The sequence below is a fragment of the Nonomuraea sp. NPDC050691 genome (assembly GCF_040654455.1).
In the GTDB taxonomy this organism is placed as follows: Bacteria; Actinomycetota; Actinomycetes; order Streptosporangiales; family Streptosporangiaceae; genus Nonomuraea.
Map to the genome: position 1 here is coordinate 1 of NZ_JBFAIA010000067.1, position 15,989 is coordinate 15,989.

The window sequence follows — 15,989 nt, forward strand, 5'->3', positions numbered from 1 at the left end:
GAGGTGGCCCGCGATCGCGAGGGCACGCGCCGGCTGGAGGTGGCCCGCGATCGCGAGGGCACGCGCCGGCTGGAGGTGGCCCGCGATCGCGAGGGCGCGCGCCGACCCGCTCGTCACCGCCCGCTTTGTGCCCTCGAAGGGGTCGGGAGCGCGTCTTCGGCAGGCGACCTCCTCGTCGTAGAGGATCGCGAAAGGCGTGGCTACGGGAAGTAGCCCTGCGATCAGCGGAAAGCGCCACTTGTCGCCGAACCGCTAGCAAGATCAACTCGTTACCGCCGATGTGGCACTCACAACCCTCGGAGCCGATCAGCCGGCACTCCCCCCGGACCGGCCCGGCTCCAGCCCTGGAGTCAGCCGGTGACGACGACCGTCAGGTCGGCCTCGCCCTCTCCCCGATCAGGCGAGGAGCTCGCCGATGAACCGGTGCAGGTTGCCACCGATGATCTTGGCGACGTCCTTCTCCGGCAGGCCGCGTCCGAGCAGGCCCTCGGTCACCAACGGGAGCCCTCTGGGTCCCTCCAGGCCGGGGACGGCCGCCAGCACGTCCACGCCTCTCGGCTCGAGGTCCTCGCAGCACGGCGGGGTCAGGTCCGTCATGACCTCGCGGATGAAGTCGGGCCCGAGCCCCACGTGGTCGACGCCCGCCACGCCCACCATGTGTTCGATGTGGTCGAGGACGTGGTCGAGCGTCGCGGCCCGGGCGTCCTCGGTGAGGAAGGGGGCGAAGAAGTTCACGCAGATGACGCCGCCGGTGGCCGCCACGCCGCGGATCTGGTCGTCGGTGAGGTTGCGGTGGTGGTCGCGCAGCGCGCGGGCCGACGAGTGCGTGGCCATGACCGGCCTGGTGGCCAGCTCCAGCACGTGCGTCACCCCGGACGCGCCCAGGTGCGACACGTCGAACACCATGCCGAGCCGTTCCATCTCCTTCAGCGCGGCGACGCCGTGCGAGGTCAGCCCGCTGCCGGTCGCGTCCTCGCCGCTGCCGTCGGCGAGCGGCGTGCGGCCGAAGTGGGCGATGGAGGCGATCCGCACGCCCAGCCGGTACGCGGTCGAGATGAGCTCCACGCTCGCGTCCAGCCCCGGCATGCTCTCCAGCGCCAGGACCAGCGCGATCCGGCCGGACTCCAGCGCCTCGTCGATGTCTCGCGAGGTGAGGCAGAGCGCCACCCGGTCGGCGTTGCCCTCGGCGATCACGTGCGCGCACTCGATCATGCGCAGCGTCTGCCGGAGCGCCCCCTCGGGCCGGTACTGGTCGTCTATGAAGACCGGTAGCACCTGGAGATTGACCCCGCCCTCCTGGAGCTGCGGCAGCCACTGCTCGCGGAAGAAGGCGGCCCATCGCTCCGGCGGCCGGGCGGAGACGGCCATGAGGAGGTCGTTGTGGGCGTCCGCGACGACGGACCGCTGGTGGAGGGATGTGCTCATGTCCGGGACGCTACCGCCCGGGGCCCGGCGGAGACCATGCGCGTGCGCGACCTGTGGACGACGCCGTGCGAGCTCCGTGGGCTGTGGACAACGCCGGGGATGATGTTCGGTGAAGTCGTGCAGGCTCACACGTGGCGGTACGCGGCGCGCGGCGGCCGGGACGTCAGCCTGCGGTAGAGGGTGGTCGTGCCCGGCCAGTTGTTGGTGACGCGGCCGTCGGCCGTCTTGTACCAGCTCCGGCAGCCGTCCTGCCACACCATCCGCTCCATCGCGGCGCCGAGCCGCCGCGTCCACGCGGCCATCGCCTCCGGCCGCACCTCCATGGGCCCGTGCGCGGTCAGGTGCGGCAGGCAGGCCATGACGTGGTTCACCTGGCATTCCAGCATGAAGACGATCGAGTTGTGGCCCAGGTTGGTGTTGGGCCCGTACAGCAGGAACAGGTTCGGGAAGGCGGGCACCGAGATCCCCAGGTACGCCTCCGCGCCGCCACTCCACCGCTCCGCGAGGGTCAGCCCGTCGCGGCCGGTGACGCTCATCGGCGCGAGGAACTCGGTGCTCCGGAAACCGGTGGCGTAGATGATCGTGTCGGCCGGGTGGAGAGCCTCGGCCGTCTCGACGCCCTCCGGCGTCACCCGGACGATCTTCTCGGTCACCACGTCCACGTTCGGCCTGGTCAGGGCGGGATAGAAGGCGCTGTCGATGACGACGCGCTTGCAGCCCGGCGGGTAGCCGGGGGTGAGCTTGGCGCGCAGGCCCGGGTCCGGCACCTGGCGGTGCAGGTGCCCGAGGGCGCGCCTGCGTAACAGGTCGGCGCTCCAGCCCTGGGCGAGAGCCGGATACAGGGTCGTCTCGGCGTACCGGTAGATCCACTCACGGTAGACGCGCTGCGCGCCCGGCACGTACCGGAAGGCGAGCCTCGTCCGGGAGCCGAACGCGGCGTCGGGCTTGGGGATCACCCAGTTCGGGGTGCGCTGGAACACCTCCAGGCGCCCGGCGGCCCGGGCGACGTGGGGGACGAGCTGGGCGGCGGACGAGCCGTTGCCGATCACGGCCACCCGCCTGCCGGTGAGGTCGTGGCTGTGGTCCCAGCGGGCGGAGTGGAACGATGTGCCCGCGAAGCCCGACATTCCCGGAATGTCGGGGAGGTTGGGGCGGTTGAGCTGGCCCATAGCGGTCACCACCACATCGAACGCCTCGGTCGAGGGCGCGGCGGAACGGGTCGCGGTGGTCACCTGCCAGCGGTTGCCGTCGAAGGCGGCGCCCACGACCTCGGTGTCGAAGCAGATTTTCCGCCTGACGCCGTATTTATCGGCGCAATGCTGCAAATAGGCCAAGATTTCGGCTTGTCTGGGATAGCGGCGCGTCCAGCTCCCGTACTTCTCGAACGAGTACGAGTACAGGTGCGAGGGGATGTCGCACCCCGCGCCCGGATAGGTGTTGTCACGCCACGTCCCGCCGAGGTCGCCCGCCTTCTCGAACACGGTGTACGTCGTGATGCCGGCCCGCTCCAGGCGGATGGCCATGCACAGCCCGCCGAACCCCGCCCCGATGATCGCGACCCTGGGTGCCATCCATGCCTCCTCGACGGATGTCAGGACCCACTTACGGTACGCCGGGCCCGTGCCGTACGACAGCCCGGCCGCTCGCCGTACGACAGCCCGGTCACGCGCCGGACGGCGGTCGCGCGGAGCCCCGCGAGTGGCCCCGTGGCAGGGGACGGGACGCCCCCCGTTCCCGATAGTCTGCCGAGGTGGCTGCAGTGACGCTGGCAGAGGTGATCGGGGTGCTCGAGGCGGCCTACCCGCCCGCCCGGGCTGAGTCGTGGGACGCGGTGGGTCTGGTCTGCGGAGACCCCGCCCAGCCGGTGGCACGGGTGCTGTTCGCGGTCGACCCGGTCAGGGCCGTGCTCGACGAGGCCGTCGAGTGGGGAGCCGACCTGATCGTCGTCCACCACCCGCTCTACCTGCGTGGCACCACCACGGTCGCCGCGAACACGCCCAAGGGCCGCCTCATCCACACCCTGATCAAGCACGACATCGCCCTCTACACCGCCCACACCAACGCCGACGTCGCCAACCCCGGCGTCTCCGACGCGCTGGCCCGCGCCGTCGGCCTGGTGGGCGACCTGGTGCCGCTCCGGCCGTTCCCGGACGACCCGTGGCGCGGCCTCGGACGCGTAGGGGAGCTGCCGGAGCCGGTGACGCTGGAGGAGTTCGCGGTCGCGGTGGCCGACGGCCTGCCGAAGACGTCGTGGGGCATCCGCGTCGCGGGCGACCCGTCGCGCCGCGTCGCCCGCGTGGCGGTCAGCGGGGGAGCGGGCGACTCGCTGCTGGAGACGGCCCGCGCGGCGGGCGTCGACGCGTTCCTCACCGCTGACCTGCGGCACCACCCGGCCAGCGAGTTCGCCGAGGCCGGCGGTCCCGCGCTCATCGACGCCGCCCACTGGGCCACCGAGTGGCCGTGGCTGGGCGGCGCCGCGTCCATCCTGCACGGCGGTGGCGTTAACGTTGAGACGCGCGTCTCCGCCACGGTCACCGATGCTTGGACAAGAGGATATTGATCATGAAAGCAGCCCCTGACGCCCAGAAGCGACTCCTCGACCTGGCCGAGCTCGACTCCGTCGCCGACCGGCTCGCCCACCGTCGCCGCACGCTGCCCGAGCTGGCCGAGATCGAGGAGCAGTCCAAGCGTTACGCCAAGCTCGCCACCGAGGTGATCGAGGCCGAGACCGAGGCCGGCGACCTCGCCCGTGAGCAGGCCAAGGCCGAGAGCGACGTCGACACCGTGCGCGCCCGCGCCGAGCGTGACCAGAAGCGGCTCGACTCCGGCGCCGTGACCTCGCCCAAGGACCTCGCGAGCCTCCAGTCCGAGATCGCCTCGCTGCACCGGCGCCAGGGCGACCTCGAAGAGGTCGTGCTGGAGATCATGGAACGGCGGGAGGCCGCCGACAGCAAGGTCACCGACCTGCGCGCCAAGCTCGACGAGGTCGCCGCCACCCGCGCCGCCGCCGAGGACCGCCGCGACGCCGCCCTCGTCGAGATCGACAAGGAGGCGGGCGAGACCCAGGACCGCCGCGCCACCGTCGTCGGCGACATCCCGGCCGACCTGCTCGGGCTCTACGAGAAGCTCAAGGAGCAGTACGGTGTGGGCGCCGCCATGCTGCGTGGCGGCCGTTGCCAGGGCTGCAAGGTCGCGCTGTCCATCGCCGAGATGAACCGCATCAAGGCCGCCCCCCATGACGAGGTGCTGCGCTGCGACGAGTGCCGCCGCATCCTCGTCCGCACCCCAGAGTCCGGCCTGTGACGTCGTACGTCATCGAGGCCGACGGCGGCTCGCGCGGCAACCCGGGACCCGCCGGTTACGGCGCCGTGGTCCGTGACGCCTCCGACGACCAGGTGCTGGCGGAGGTCGCCGAGGCCATCGGCGTCACGACCAACAACGTCGCCGAGTACCGCGGGCTGATCGCCGGCCTGCGCGCCGTCCTCGACGTGGGCGGTGAGGGGGCGTCGGTCGCGGTGCGCATGGACTCCAAGCTGGTCGTCGAGCAGATGGCCGGCCGCTGGAAGATCAAGAACGAGGGGCTGCGCCCGCTCGCCGTCGAGGCGGCCGAACTGGCGCGGCGGCTGCGCGTGTCCGAGTGGACGTGGATCCCCCGCGCCCGCAACTCCCACGCCGACCGCCTGGCCAACGAGGCCATGGACGCCGCCGCCAAGGGCCTCCCCTGGACCCGCTCCACGTCCCCCGCCGGCGAGGCCGGCGCCTCCAAGGCGTCCGGCGCGGCGGCCCGCGGTGCCGCGTCTCATGGTGATGCCGCCCGTGGCGGCGCGGTACGGCCCGCCGGCCGCTCGGGGGACCAGACCGACCTCCTCGACCTCTCGGCCCCCACGGCGTCCGTCGCCGCCGAGCAGCAGCGCCAGGGCGGCCGGTCCGAAGGCGTGGGCACCGGTTGGGCGCCGCCCACCCGGGTCGCCACGTCCCTGCTGCTCCTGCGCCACGGCGAGACCCCGCTCTCGGTCGAGCGCCGCTTCTCCGGTCTCGGTGACCCCGAGCTCACCGACCACGGCTTGGCGCAGGCCGCGGCCGCCGCCGAGCGGCTGTCCCGCCCGCCGTACCGGCTGGACGCCATCGTGTGCTCCCCGCTCGCGCGCGCCCGCCGCACCGCGCAGGCGGTCGCGGAGAAGACCGGCGTGCCCGTCGAGGTGGACGACGACCTCAGGGAGACCGACTTCGGGGCGTGGGAGGGGCACACGTTCACCGAGGTCCAGCGCCGGTGGCCGGAGGAGCTGACCCGGTGGCTGGCCGACTCCGACGTGGCGCCTCCCGGGGGCGAGAGCTTCACGCAGGTGGCCGAACGCGTCCAGCGCGCCTGTGACCGGCTGCTCGAACGCTACGAGGGTCGTACGGTGCTGGTCGTCTCGCACGTGACGCCCATCAAGACGCTGCTGCGGCTCGCCCTGATGGCCCCGCCGGAGGCCCTGTACCGGATGCACCTCGACGTCGCGTGCCTGTCGCTGGTCGAGCACTACGCCGACGGCCGGAGCGTGGTGAAGTCGTTCAACGACACCGCGCACCTTCGCTGAACCGCGCGCCGGTCGGCACCGACTTCGGCCGTCCGAAGCAGAAGGCCGAGGCCCTGGCAGTTCCCACGCTGAGCCGGGGACTGATCGCCAGCCGCATCGCCTCACCGGCCCGGTGCGGCAGGCGCATCCGGCCACGCCCCGGCAGTGGCGTCCGCTCCGGCGTGGGAGGCGTTCCCGGTCCTCGGGTGTGTCCTGATAGAAGTGGAACGCCAGGCAGTGCGGCTTGTCGCCACGGATCGCCGGCTCGGCCCGCGGGATGGTTGCCGGAAGACGAACAACAGCCCTCAGCGCGGCCATCAGTACGCTGACCGGCACCGCCATGGCCCCTCCTGACCGCCCCCCAGACCGCCGGGGCAAGATAGAGCCGTGCCGACCCATGTCGCGTTGCTGCGCGGAATCAATCTCGGCTCGCGGCGGCGGGTGTCGATGACCGACCTGCGAGGCTGGCTGGGCGAGCTGGGCTGCACCGGGGTCCGGACCTTCCTGCAGAGCGGCAACGTCGTCCTCGACAGCGACGAACCGCCCTCCACCCTGGGCCCGCTGATGGAGGCCGGGCTGGCGGAGCGAGCCGGTTTCCCGATCGCCTGCGTGCTGCGGACGGTCGGCGAACTTCGCGCTGTCGTCGAGTCCGACCCGTTCGGCGACGTGGCGACGGACGGCACGCGTTACCTCGTGTCCTTCCGCGCCGCCCCGGCCCCGCCGCCGACCTTCGCCCACGCCGACTTCGAGCCGGAGCGCTTCCACTTCGACGAGCGCGAGTCCTACTTCTGGCTGGCGGACGGCATACGAAACTCCAAGCTGCTCGCCGCAGCCGCGAAGACGGACGACGGCACCGCCACGATGCGCAACTGGAACACCGTCACCCGGCTCCTCACCATCGCCGAGACCAACCCGAACGGCTGACCGTCCCGAGGATCTCGCGCGCTCTCCAGCCGCAGCCCGCTCCGGCCGGCGGGCTCGCCCCGGGACGTCGTGCTCGGCTGACCGGGTGTGACCGCCTCGATGCCGTCGTACCGGGCCTTGGGATACCGGACGCTTTGGTAGGGTCACAGGCAGACGAGCCGGCCGGGCGACCGCGTTGAGCCCCTTCGCGGGGCTCGCCGAGGAAGGTCCGGGCTCCACAGGGCAGGGTGGTCGGTAACACCGACCCGGGGCGACCCGCGGGACAGTGCCACAGAGAACAGACCGCCTCCCGTCCGCGGGAGGTAAGGGTGAAACGGTGGTGTAAGAGACCACCAGCGCCCACGGTGACGTGGGCGGCTCGGTAAACCCCACCCGGAGCAAGGTCAAGAAGGGACGCTCTCCGGAGCGTCCCGCGTGCGGCGTTCGAGGGCTGCCCGCCCGAGCCGCGCGGGTAGACCGCTTGAGGCCGCCGGCAACGGCGGCCCTAGATGGATGGTCGCCCCTTCGGAAACGAGGGACAGAACCCGGCCTACAGGCCGGCTCGTCACTTCCACCCCTCTGACCAGGGGGTGAGGGTTCATGCTTCCTTCTTGTTCCGGCTCTGTTCCGCCAGGTCTTTCTCGATCTCAGCGTCGATCGCGCCGCGCCCGAGGTCCTCGTCGCCGGGGAACAGGTGCCGGTACGTGTCGAACGTCTCGCTGATGGTGGCGTGGCCGAGACGGCGCTGGATGCTCTTCGGGTTGAGGTTCGCCGCGATCAGGGTCGAGGCGTAGTAGTGGCGGAGGTCGTGGCACCGCGTCCCCTTGGGGACGCTCGGCCTTCTCGACGGCCTCGCGCCGGCAGTCCCCGAACGAGGATCGCCGGGGGATCTCGCGCTGACGACCCGGCCTTGGCGCCCGCCATCGAGGCCGCCTGAGATCCACTCACGGCACCTACCTCGTCGAGCTGTTGACACCGTCCGAGGACGCCACCTCAAGGGGCAGGGGCCGACGGGAGAGGGCCCAGGTCGCGGATGACCCCGGAAAGGGCCCGGATGGGCTCGCTCTCCGCCTCGCTGCGCCACACCAGCGCGTACGGCAGCGGCTCCAGATCCGTGACCGGCAGGTAGGCGATGTCCGGCCGTGCCCAGTAGCGGGCGACGTGGGCAGGGAAGAGCACGACGAGCCCGTCCATGCTGGCGAGGGTCATGGCCTCTTCCGCGTCCCCCACCACGGGGCCGCGCTCGATCTGACGGCCCCGCCGGGTGAGGCGCGGGACGTAGGCGTCATACCAGTAGCCGGGCCCGGTGTCGGCGTGCGGGTGCTGGAAGTCAAAGATCATCTCCAGCGAGACCGACGCGCGCGGGGGGGCGTGCTGGCGGTCGCCACACGGTGCCCGCTGGCCGGCACCTTCGCCCCCGATCTCACCCTGCACACCGACGAAGGCATCACCAGCGTCGCCGAGCTCATGCACACCGCCCGGCCCGTCCTGCTCGACCTGGCCGACCGCCCAGAGCTCCGCCAGACCGCCCAGGACTGGCGGGATCTCCTCGACATCCACACCGCCAAGACCGACGACCGACCGGCCGACGTACTGCTCATCCGCCCGGACGGCCACGTCGCCTGGGCCGCCGGCCTCGACGAATCCGCGGACAGCGCCTCGCCCTCGCTGCGTGAGGCACTTGCCGCATGGTTCGGAACGCCTTGAAACACAGGGAGAGACATGACAAGTAGACTCACCGAGCTGGCCGTCGACTGCCACGATCCGGAGAGACTCGCGGCCTTCTGGTGCGAGGTCCTGGACTTCGAAGTGATCGACCGGAACGAGGGCAAGGTCGAGATCGGCTCCTGGGAGCCGACCGTCGAGCAGGTCCTGGCCCGCCAGATGCCGCCCACCCTGCTGTTCATCCAGGTGCCCGAAGGCAAGACGGTGAAGAACCGGCTCCACCTCGACGTCAGCCCGATCGACGGCAGCACCCACGACGAGGTGACCAGGCTGCTCGGCCTCGGCGCCACCCAGACGGATGTGGGCCAAGGCCCGGACCGAAGCTGGGTGGTCATGGCCGACCCCGAGGGCAACGAGTTCTGCGTCCTGCGCACCTTGGCGGTGACGCGCCACAGTTAGCGTCGCTGTTCCTGCCACACCTTCGTCGTGCTGAGTCGTCGGGTGGGTGGTGTACACGCTCCGGCCGGTACGACAACCCCCCACCCCGACCCGTGATCTGGGCGGTTGACCTCAAGTGCGGTTGAGTTTGCACGATGGCGACCGGGGCGTTCGCCCCTGCATCCGACCTTGAGGAATGTGTCATGAGCACCACTGCCGGTTTTTATTCGATCATCGACTACACCGTTGATGGCTTCGACACACAGCGTGAGCTGGTGGAGGCGTTCGCGGAGATCCAGGAGCAGTGGGTGCGCTTCTATCCCGGATATCGCTCGGCTCGTTTCCATGTGAGCACCGACGGGACCCGGGTGTACAACATCGTGCACTGGGCGAGCGAGGCGGACTACCGCCACTTTGTGGAGACCTCCGACACCGATGGCCGGATGGCCGCCATCGACAAGGCGCTGGAGGGCCTGTCCGGTAAGGCCGAACCCCGCATGACCGGCGTGCCCACCTACACCGTCGTCCGCGAGGTCGGTCCTGGGCCGCAGCGCCTCGATGCCTGATCGGCCGATCCCTGGCGGCGGGCGGCTGTGCCCGTCGGCAGCTCGTCACCGGGTTGCCGAACTCGCTCCATCAACCACGATCACTGTGCGGGACATTCATGAAGCTTGAGATATACGCCGATGTACTGTGCCCCTGGTGCTACATCGGCAAGAGACGCCTGACGGCCGCCTTGGCGCAGCACCCCGGCCGCGACAGCATCGAGATCGTCTGGCGCGCCTACGAGCTCGCGCCGGATGAAGGCCGGACGCCCGGGCCGACCGCCGCGGAGGCCATGGCCGGCTGGTGGGGAGAGCAGGCGCCCGCCCGCATCGCCCGGATCCGGTCGCTGGGCGCGGCCGAAGGTCTGGAGCTGAACCTGCATCTGGCCCGCCCGGTGAACACCTTCGACGCGCACCGCCTGGTCAAGCTGGCCACCGACCGCGGCCGGGCCGACCAGATGATGGAGCTGCTTCTGCACGCCTACCACACCGAGGGGGACAACGTGGCCGACCCGCGGGTCCTGCAGCGCCTCGGCGGCGAGGCCGGGCTGGACACCAGGGAGGTGCGCACTGTGCTGGACGGCGACGACTACGCCGACGAGGTACGCGCCGACCGGCGCCGCGCGGCAGAGCACGGCATCACCGGCGTGCCCAGTCTCGTGATCGACGGCCGCCCGCCGGTCTCCGGGGCCGGCGCCCTGGAGGTCGGTCTCGCGCTTGTGGTCGTCGATGTCGCGGGCGCGGACCATGGCGTGGCGGTTGGTCAGGTCGGTATGGCGTCTTCCGGATGAGGCTGCAAGATCCCAAATGACCGCACGGTTCCTCCCGCGCGGTCACCGTCAACTGCGCCGGCGGCGGCGATGGCTTCACTCCTGCGCCGGGCCCGTTCATGGCTTCACGGTAACCGGGACCGGGCCGACCGGGGAGGGGTCAGCCGGCGGTGGTCACGCAGTCCGCGATCGACCAGGTCGATGAGGTGGTGACGCTGTCCGACCAGGCCGTGTCGGCCCGGGAGCCCCGCGCGAAGACACGGATGATGAGGCGTTGATCGAAACGGGCCAGTCGTCACCGTCAGGGTCACACACCTGATCAGCCTGCTACACCGGTCTCGGCGTGGAGCTCGGAAGGACCAGCAGGGGGCGCATCGAAATCCCCGCTCACAGGAGATTTGGCGGCTCATCGCGCAGTTCCGGACGAATCATGGCTGGGATGGACGTGGTCAGGTGACGGATCGCGCCACCAAGGCCATGGCCTGCCGCATGGCGTTCCGTACCTCGTTGGGTCCGTCGCCGCGCTGCAGCGCGGTCAGTGCGGATGCGCTGATCGCGCCCACCATCGCGCCGACCAGTGCGGAGGCGGTGATCGTGTCGAGTCTGTCGGGGAATGCCCGCTGCAGCGCCTGGGCCAGTTCGGCCTGCGCGGTGAGGTATCGCTGCAGCAGCCGGGCCTGTAGCGCCGGCACCGAGGCCGCCAGCCGTGCCCGCAGTGCCGCGAGCCCGCTGGGGAGGTCGCTGTCCCAGGTATTGGCGATCATCTGCTCCATCGCCCGCACCAGCACCTCGGGCAGCCGTTCCCCGGCGCGGCGCTCGGCGATCGCCTGCAGCGCCAGATCGACGCGCACGTCGGCATTGGCCAGAAGCACATCCTCCTTGGCCTGGAAGTGGAGGAAGAAGGTGCGGGGGGACACCTCCGCGACGTCGGCGATCTCGGCCACCGTCACGTGGTCGTAGCCCTTGTCCTCGAACAGGCGCACCGCCGCCTCGATCAGTGCCTGCCGGGTGCGCTGCTTCTTGCGCTCTCGCAGTCCGTGCTTCTCCACCACGCAGGGCAGTCTATTGCACCTTGCGAATTAATGCATACTGTGAATCACTACATAGACTGCAGTCAGTGAGGGAGATCATTCATGGGGAGTCTGGACGGACGCGTCGTCCTCATCACCGGAGCAGGACGCGGCATCGGGCGGGAAGAGGCGCTGTTCTTCGCCGCCGAAGGCGCCAAGGTCGTTGTCAACGACCCCGGCGTCGCCATCGACGGCACGGGCGGCGACGCCGGCGTAGCCGCGAAGGTCGTCGAAGAGATCACTGCCCACGGCGGACAGGCCGTGGCCAACACCGACAGCGTCACCGACTGGGACGGCGCCCGCCGCATGGTGGAGACGGCCCTGGAGTCCTTCGGCGACCTGCACGTCGTGGTCAACAACGCGACCATCGAACGGAACATGGGCCTGACCGACCTGTCGGCGGAGGACTTCGACGACGTCGTGGCCGTCAAGCTGAAGGGCACCTTCGCGGTAACGCACTGGGCGGCCCGCCACTGGCGCGACCGGTATCAGGCAGGGGTCCACACCGACCGCGCCGTGGTCAACACCTCCTCCGGCTCCGGGCTGCTCAACCCGCTGCCCGCGCAGGTCTCTTATGCGGCAGGCAACGCCGGGGTCGCGGCGCTGACCACCGTGGCCGCCCTCGAACTCGGCCGGTACGGCGTGCGGGTCAACTGCATCTCGCCCTCCATGGCCCGGACCCGCCTCACTCTCGCCGTTCCAGGCATGAGCGAGGAACCGCCGGCGGGCCGGTTCGACCCACTGCACCCGGCCGCCTGCGCACCCGTTGCCGCCTACCTGGCCGGCGCAGCCTGCCCGCTCACCGGCCAGGTGCTGTCGGTGCGGGGCGGAACGGTCGCGATCAACCACGGCTGGTCCCTCGGCGGCCACATCCACAAAGACGGCCTGTGGAGCGTGCAGGAACTGGCCGAGAAGGTGAAGGAGCTGCCGATGGACGACCCGTTCGACAAGCTCGCCCAGGCCCTGACCGGCGCGCTCGGCACCGTCGGCCGCGACCGACTCCAGGAGATGATCAACGCCTTGCTTGACCAGGGAGTCCACTCCGACGCGGCCTCCGCATGACGCGATGAACCACGTCCTCGGACCGCGTGCTCAGTCACGCGGTCCGGGGACGGATGGGGGTCTGCTGGGCAATCCGATCATCGCAGGTCGGAGGCACCTTTCTCCCTCAATGATCCTCAGGATGAAATTCCGGCTGAACGAGCGAGGCTCGTTGTGGGCGAACATCGCCAGCAGCGCGATCGCCATGTCGGCGGCCGGGCCGGGCACGCTGGTGTCCACCGGAATCTGGTCCTTGAGACACTCGCGCATGTCGCGTCCCAGGCGATCCAAGGTCACGACGTTCGGGGATGCCAACGGCTTTGAGGGTGTCGATCTGCCAGGTGAGATCCTGAGCGGGGACTGGCCGACCTGCCTCTGCCGCAGGGTTCGCCCGCGATGCGGCTGTGATAACCGCTGTCCGATTGTCGGAACGCAGTGATAGAGAGTCCGGGTGACCATGAGACTCGAGTTCCCCGGTCTGCTGCGACTGATCGAGGAACGGTCGACTGCCTTCCGCGCCGCGGTGGCCTCCGCGCCCAGCCTCGACGTACAGGTGCCGACCTGCCCCGAGTGGACGCTGTTCGATCTGGCGCAGCACATCGGCGAGGGGCGCCGCGACTGGGCCGCCACCGTCGCCGCAGGGCCTGCTCCGGCCAAGTCCGCAGCGGAGGGCGCCCCGGCTGTGCCTCGGGAGCGTGAGGCCCTGCCGGCCTGGTTGGCGGAGTCCGCGGAGCGCCGCAGACCTCCGGTGCCGTGGCTCGGCACCAGCTCCAGCAGATGGCGGTGCACACGTACGACGCCCAGATCACCGTAGGTGCCCCGCCGCCGCCTCCGCTCGGGGCACGGCCAGCGAGCTGGTCCTCATCCTGTACGACCGTATCCCGATCAGCTCCCTGAGGCTCGACGGCGACCGACGTCTCTTCGAGCAGCTCAGCGCCTGGGATCCGGATGAGTAGGAGCAGACCGTCACGGCTGCGAAGCGGCTGGCCAAGGCGGTGGCTCACCAGCTGATCGGCGCGCCTGGTCGGCACCTGAGGCCGTCACTTCTCGGCGCCGTCCTCGTCGTCATCGAGTCCGGGTCGTACACGCGAGGAGCGAAACCACAAGGGGAGGGCGACAGATGCCTGATCGGGAGGTCCTGGCTGGCGGCGGCGTCAACGAGGTGGTGAGGATCGGCGCGACCGTGCAACGTCCGACCGGGCCGTGGTCACCCGCGGTCCACGGACTCCTGCGGCACCTGCGGGCGCGGGGCTTCACCGCGTCGCCTGCGGTCCATGGGGTGACCGACGACGGCTTCGAGATCCTGGACTTCCTGCCGGGTGAGGTCAGCAACTACCCGGCCACCCCTGCGGCCGCCTCCATGCAGGCGCTGGAGAGCGCCGCCGAGCTGCTGCGCTCCTACCATGACACCACCGTGGAATATGCCCGCGACGTGACCGGCGGCTGGATGCTCCCCGCTCGCCTGCCCGTCGAGGTGATCTGCCACGGCGACTACGCTCCGCACAACTGCGTCCTCGACGGTGACAGGGTGGTCGGGATCATCGACTTCGACACCGCTCATCCCGGCCCCCGACTCTGGGACGTCGCCTACGCCGTCTACCGCTGGGCCCCCACCACCGCACCCGCCAACGCCGCCGGCTTCGGCACGGCAGAAGAACAAGCCCGCCGCGCGCGCCTGTTCTGCGATCGCTACGGGCTCGACGCCGCCGACCTCACGAGCCTGGTCGACACCATCATCGCCCGCCTGCACGCCCTGGTGGACTTCATGCACGCCCAAGCCGCCGCCGGCAACACGGCCTTCGCAGGCCACTTGGCCGACGGGCACCACCTTCAGTACCTCGCGGATGCCGCCTACCTCAACGAGCAACGGGCTGTTTTCGACCGCCGGCTCCTGTACCCGCGTCCACGGGCCGCTCAGTGAGCGGCACGGCACGCCTACGGCGGTGGCGGAAAGGGTTGGTGAAGAAGCGCCTGATGCGCTTCGGCCGAACCCCTTCGGCGGGATTCGCTTCCTCGGTGATCGTGGGTGTGGAAGGGTGATGGCTCATGGCCTGGCTCCTGATGTAGGCAGGTAGCCGGGTCATAGGCCGGGGTTCGGTGTTGGAGTCACCGGGCCCCGGCCGCTTGTTGGAGGGTGATCAGGAGCGACGCCGCCGTGTACCAGAGCGAGGCGGACAACTGCACGCGGCCCATGGGGGCGCCCTCAAAGCGGATGGTTTGACAAAGAACGATCAAGCCAACACTATTTCACTACTTATCTAGTGAAAGGGTGTTGGTCGCGTGATCGAGTTCCACCTGGACCGAAGATCCGGGGTGGCGACGTACCTCCAGCTCGTCCACCAGGTCAAACAGGCTCTCCGCCTGGGCACGCTGCGGCCGGGCGACCGGCTGCCCACCGCGCGGGAGGTGGTCGACGCCCTGGCGATCAACCCCAACACCGTGCTCAAGGCGTACCGCGAGCTGGAACGGGAGGGCCTGGTGGAGGGCAGGCCGGGGCTGGGCACGTTCGTCCAGCGCTCCCTCGGCGGCGTCCGGCTCGCCGACCAGGCCGCTCTGCGCCGCGGTCTCGACGAGTGGGTACGGCAGGCGCGCCGGGCCGGGCTCGACCGGGACGACATGGAGACGCTGTTCGCCCTGGCGATGGCCGACACGTACAAAGCCGATGGGGGCGGACCCGCCGCGGCTGGAAAGGAGACGGCGTGACGGCCGCTCTGACGATCAGCGGGCTGAGCGTCCGCCACCGGCGCGGCTGGGTGCTGCGCGACTGCTCCCTGTCCGTGCCGTCCGGCCGGGTCGCCGCGCTCGTCGGCCCCAACGGCGCGGGCAAGACCACGCTGCTCCACGTCGTCACCGGCCTGCTCACGCAGCAGAGCGGTACGGTGGCGGTCGTCGGCGACGTGGCGTTCATGGCCCAGGACAAGCCCCTGTACGACACGTTCACGATCGCCGAGACGCTCACGTTCGGCAGCCGCCTGAACCCCCGCTGGGACGGCGCGTACGCCGCGAGACGGCTCGCCGAGCTGGGCATCGCGCCCCGGCGGAAGGTCAAGGACCTGTCAGGCGGGCAGCAGGCACAGGTGGCGCTCACGCTGGCGCTGGCCAGGCGTCCCGACCTGCTCGTGCTGGACGAGCCGCTCGCGAACCTCGACCCGCTGGCCCGGCACGACGTCATGCGCGCGCTCATGGGCGAGGTGGCCGAGCGGCGGACGACGGTGCTCATCTCCTCCCACGTCGTCGCCGACCTCCACGACACCTGCGACTGGCTCATCGTGCTGAACGGCGGCCGGGTCCAGGTCAGCGGCGACATCGACGACCTGCTGGACGGCCACCTGGTGCTCTCGGGACCGGACGGGCTGAAACCGCCGGCCGGGGCACAGGTGATCGAGGAGAGCCGTACCGGCCGGCAGGTCCGGCTGCTGGTGCGCGGCGCGCAGGCGCTCGACCCGCGCTGGAACGTCCGGCAGGCAGACCTGGACGAGCTGGTCATGGCCTACCTGCGCAGCCCGGAGGCGTCCGCGCTGCCCCGGCTCTCGGAGGTGCCGGTATGACGCGGCTGACCTGGCCGGCGTGGCT

The 15,989-nt window shown here is 70.6% G+C and carries 19 protein-coding genes and 1 other RNA gene; 15 read left to right on the forward strand and 5 right to left on the reverse strand.

Annotated elements, in window-relative coordinates; translation table 11 throughout:
* Positions 1-396 precede the first annotated feature (396 nt).
* Positions 397-1,425, reverse strand: a complete 1,029-nt coding sequence (locus tag AB0H81_RS23410) for a dipeptidase (RefSeq protein ID WP_358378175.1) — start codon at positions 1,423-1,425, stop codon at positions 397-399.
* A gap of 125 nt (positions 1,426-1,550) precedes the next feature.
* Positions 1,551-2,996, reverse strand: a complete 1,446-nt coding sequence (locus AB0H81_RS23415) for an NAD(P)/FAD-dependent oxidoreductase (protein WP_358378178.1) — start codon at positions 2,994-2,996, stop codon at positions 1,551-1,553.
* A gap of 188 nt (positions 2,997-3,184) precedes the next feature.
* Between AB0H81_RS23415 and AB0H81_RS23420 the strand changes: the two genes are divergently transcribed.
* The 5 genes from AB0H81_RS23420 to rnpB all read left to right on the forward strand — a co-directional run bounded on the left by AB0H81_RS23420 (position 3,185) and on the right by rnpB (position 7,456).
* The gene (locus tag AB0H81_RS23420; RefSeq protein WP_358378181.1) at positions 3,185-3,985 is read left to right on the forward strand and encodes a Nif3-like dinuclear metal center hexameric protein; all 801 of its coding nucleotides are present in this window, start codon (positions 3,185-3,187) and stop codon (positions 3,983-3,985) included.
* Positions 3,986-3,987: 2 nt separating this feature from the next.
* Entirely contained in the window at positions 3,988-4,728 is a 741-nt protein-coding gene (locus AB0H81_RS23425; RefSeq protein WP_358378184.1) for a C4-type zinc ribbon domain-containing protein, read from the forward strand.
* Positions 4,725-6,005 (forward strand): bifunctional RNase H/acid phosphatase, encoded by a 1,281-nt coding sequence (locus AB0H81_RS23430; protein WP_358378187.1) that lies wholly within the window; start codon positions 4,725-4,727, stop codon positions 6,003-6,005. The genes AB0H81_RS23425 and AB0H81_RS23430 overlap by 4 nt, the downstream gene beginning before the upstream one ends.
* A gap of 366 nt (positions 6,006-6,371) precedes the next feature.
* The gene (locus tag AB0H81_RS23435; RefSeq protein ID WP_358378189.1) at positions 6,372-6,908 is read left to right on the forward strand and encodes a DUF1697 domain-containing protein; all 537 of its coding nucleotides are present in this window, start codon (positions 6,372-6,374) and stop codon (positions 6,906-6,908) included.
* Between the two features lie 154 nt (positions 6,909-7,062).
* An RNA gene (gene rnpB / locus AB0H81_RS23440) (RNase P RNA component class A) lies at positions 7,063-7,456 on the forward strand.
* Between the two features lie 29 nt (positions 7,457-7,485).
* Here rnpB and AB0H81_RS23445 read toward each other — a convergent pair.
* Both AB0H81_RS23445 and AB0H81_RS23450 read right to left on the reverse strand, forming a co-directional pair.
* On the reverse strand, positions 7,486-7,863 hold the full coding sequence (locus AB0H81_RS23445) for a tyrosine-type recombinase/integrase (protein ID WP_358378192.1): 378 nt from the start codon (positions 7,861-7,863) through the stop codon (positions 7,486-7,488).
* A gap of 17 nt (positions 7,864-7,880) precedes the next feature.
* Positions 7,881-8,228 carry a LysR substrate-binding domain-containing protein gene (locus AB0H81_RS23450; protein ID WP_358378195.1) on the reverse strand — a complete coding sequence of 116 codons (348 nt, stop codon included), beginning with the start codon at positions 8,226-8,228 and terminating at the stop codon, positions 7,881-7,883.
* A 30-nt stretch (positions 8,229-8,258) separates the two neighbouring features.
* On the opposite strand from AB0H81_RS23450, the gene AB0H81_RS23455 reads away from it, so the two are divergent.
* The 4 genes from AB0H81_RS23455 to AB0H81_RS23470 all read left to right on the forward strand — a co-directional run bounded on the left by AB0H81_RS23455 (position 8,259) and on the right by AB0H81_RS23470 (position 10,326).
* The gene (locus tag AB0H81_RS23455) at positions 8,259-8,594 is read left to right on the forward strand and encodes a hypothetical protein (protein ID WP_358378198.1); all 336 of its coding nucleotides are present in this window, start codon (positions 8,259-8,261) and stop codon (positions 8,592-8,594) included.
* Positions 8,595-8,609: 15 nt separating this feature from the next.
* Positions 8,610-9,011 (forward strand): VOC family protein, encoded by a 402-nt coding sequence (locus AB0H81_RS23460; RefSeq protein WP_358378201.1) that lies wholly within the window; start codon positions 8,610-8,612, stop codon positions 9,009-9,011.
* A gap of 182 nt (positions 9,012-9,193) precedes the next feature.
* A complete protein-coding gene (locus AB0H81_RS23465; protein ID WP_358378204.1) occupies positions 9,194-9,556 on the forward strand; it encodes an antibiotic biosynthesis monooxygenase in 363 nt (120 codons plus the stop codon).
* 98 nt (positions 9,557-9,654) lie between these two features.
* Positions 9,655-10,326, forward strand: a complete 672-nt coding sequence (locus AB0H81_RS23470; protein WP_358378207.1) for a DsbA family oxidoreductase — start codon at positions 9,655-9,657, stop codon at positions 10,324-10,326.
* Between the two features lie 428 nt (positions 10,327-10,754).
* On the opposite strand, the gene AB0H81_RS23475 is transcribed toward AB0H81_RS23470, so the two are convergent.
* The gene (locus tag AB0H81_RS23475; protein ID WP_358378210.1) at positions 10,755-11,357 is read right to left on the reverse strand and encodes a helix-turn-helix domain-containing protein; all 603 of its coding nucleotides are present in this window, start codon (positions 11,355-11,357) and stop codon (positions 10,755-10,757) included.
* A gap of 81 nt (positions 11,358-11,438) precedes the next feature.
* On the opposite strand from AB0H81_RS23475, the gene AB0H81_RS23480 reads away from it, so the two are divergent.
* From AB0H81_RS23480 to AB0H81_RS23505, 6 genes are all read left to right on the forward strand, one after another.
* Positions 11,439-12,437, forward strand: a complete 999-nt coding sequence (locus AB0H81_RS23480) for an SDR family NAD(P)-dependent oxidoreductase (protein WP_358378213.1) — start codon at positions 11,439-11,441, stop codon at positions 12,435-12,437.
* A gap of 121 nt (positions 12,438-12,558) precedes the next feature.
* Positions 12,559-12,855, forward strand: a complete 297-nt coding sequence (locus AB0H81_RS23485; RefSeq protein WP_358378215.1) for a hypothetical protein — start codon at positions 12,559-12,561, stop codon at positions 12,853-12,855.
* An 18-nt stretch (positions 12,856-12,873) separates the two neighbouring features.
* Positions 12,874-13,230 (forward strand): maleylpyruvate isomerase N-terminal domain-containing protein, encoded by a 357-nt coding sequence (locus AB0H81_RS23490; protein WP_358378218.1) that lies wholly within the window; start codon positions 12,874-12,876, stop codon positions 13,228-13,230.
* Positions 13,231-13,536: 306 nt separating this feature from the next.
* A complete protein-coding gene (locus AB0H81_RS23495; protein ID WP_358378221.1) occupies positions 13,537-14,337 on the forward strand; it encodes an aminoglycoside phosphotransferase family protein in 801 nt (266 codons plus the stop codon).
* 359 nt (positions 14,338-14,696) lie between these two features.
* Entirely contained in the window at positions 14,697-15,119 is a 423-nt protein-coding gene (locus AB0H81_RS23500) for a GntR family transcriptional regulator (RefSeq protein WP_358378224.1), read from the forward strand.
* Positions 15,116-15,964 (forward strand): ABC transporter ATP-binding protein, encoded by an 849-nt coding sequence (locus tag AB0H81_RS23505; protein WP_358378227.1) that lies wholly within the window; start codon positions 15,116-15,118, stop codon positions 15,962-15,964. The genes AB0H81_RS23500 and AB0H81_RS23505 overlap by 4 nt, the downstream gene beginning before the upstream one ends.
* Positions 15,965-15,989: the final 25 nt, after the last annotated feature.

Coding starts and splice junctions, on each gene's coding strand:
- AB0H81_RS23410 (WP_358378175.1), bottom strand. CDS start 1,425: ATGAGCACATCCCTCCACCAGCGGTCCGTCGTCGCGGACGCCCACAAC.
- AB0H81_RS23415 (WP_358378178.1), bottom strand. CDS start 2,996: ATGGCACCCAGGGTCGCGATCATCGGGGCGGGGTTCGGCGGGCTGTGC.
- AB0H81_RS23425 (WP_358378184.1), top strand. CDS start 3,988: ATGAAAGCAGCCCCTGACGCCCAGAAGCGACTCCTCGACCTGGCCGAG.
- AB0H81_RS23450 (WP_358378195.1), bottom strand. CDS start 8,228: ATGATCTTTGACTTCCAGCACCCGCACGCCGACACCGGGCCCGGCTAC.
- AB0H81_RS23460 (WP_358378201.1), top strand. CDS start 8,610: ATGACAAGTAGACTCACCGAGCTGGCCGTCGACTGCCACGATCCGGAG.
- AB0H81_RS23465 (WP_358378204.1), top strand. CDS start 9,194: ATGAGCACCACTGCCGGTTTTTATTCGATCATCGACTACACCGTTGAT.
- AB0H81_RS23470 (WP_358378207.1), top strand. CDS start 9,655: ATGAAGCTTGAGATATACGCCGATGTACTGTGCCCCTGGTGCTACATC.
- AB0H81_RS23480 (WP_358378213.1), top strand. CDS start 11,439: ATGGGGAGTCTGGACGGACGCGTCGTCCTCATCACCGGAGCAGGACGC.
- AB0H81_RS23485 (WP_358378215.1), top strand. CDS start 12,559: ATGAAATTCCGGCTGAACGAGCGAGGCTCGTTGTGGGCGAACATCGCC.
- AB0H81_RS23490 (WP_358378218.1), top strand. CDS start 12,874: ATGAGACTCGAGTTCCCCGGTCTGCTGCGACTGATCGAGGAACGGTCG.
- AB0H81_RS23495 (WP_358378221.1), top strand. CDS start 13,537: ATGCCTGATCGGGAGGTCCTGGCTGGCGGCGGCGTCAACGAGGTGGTG.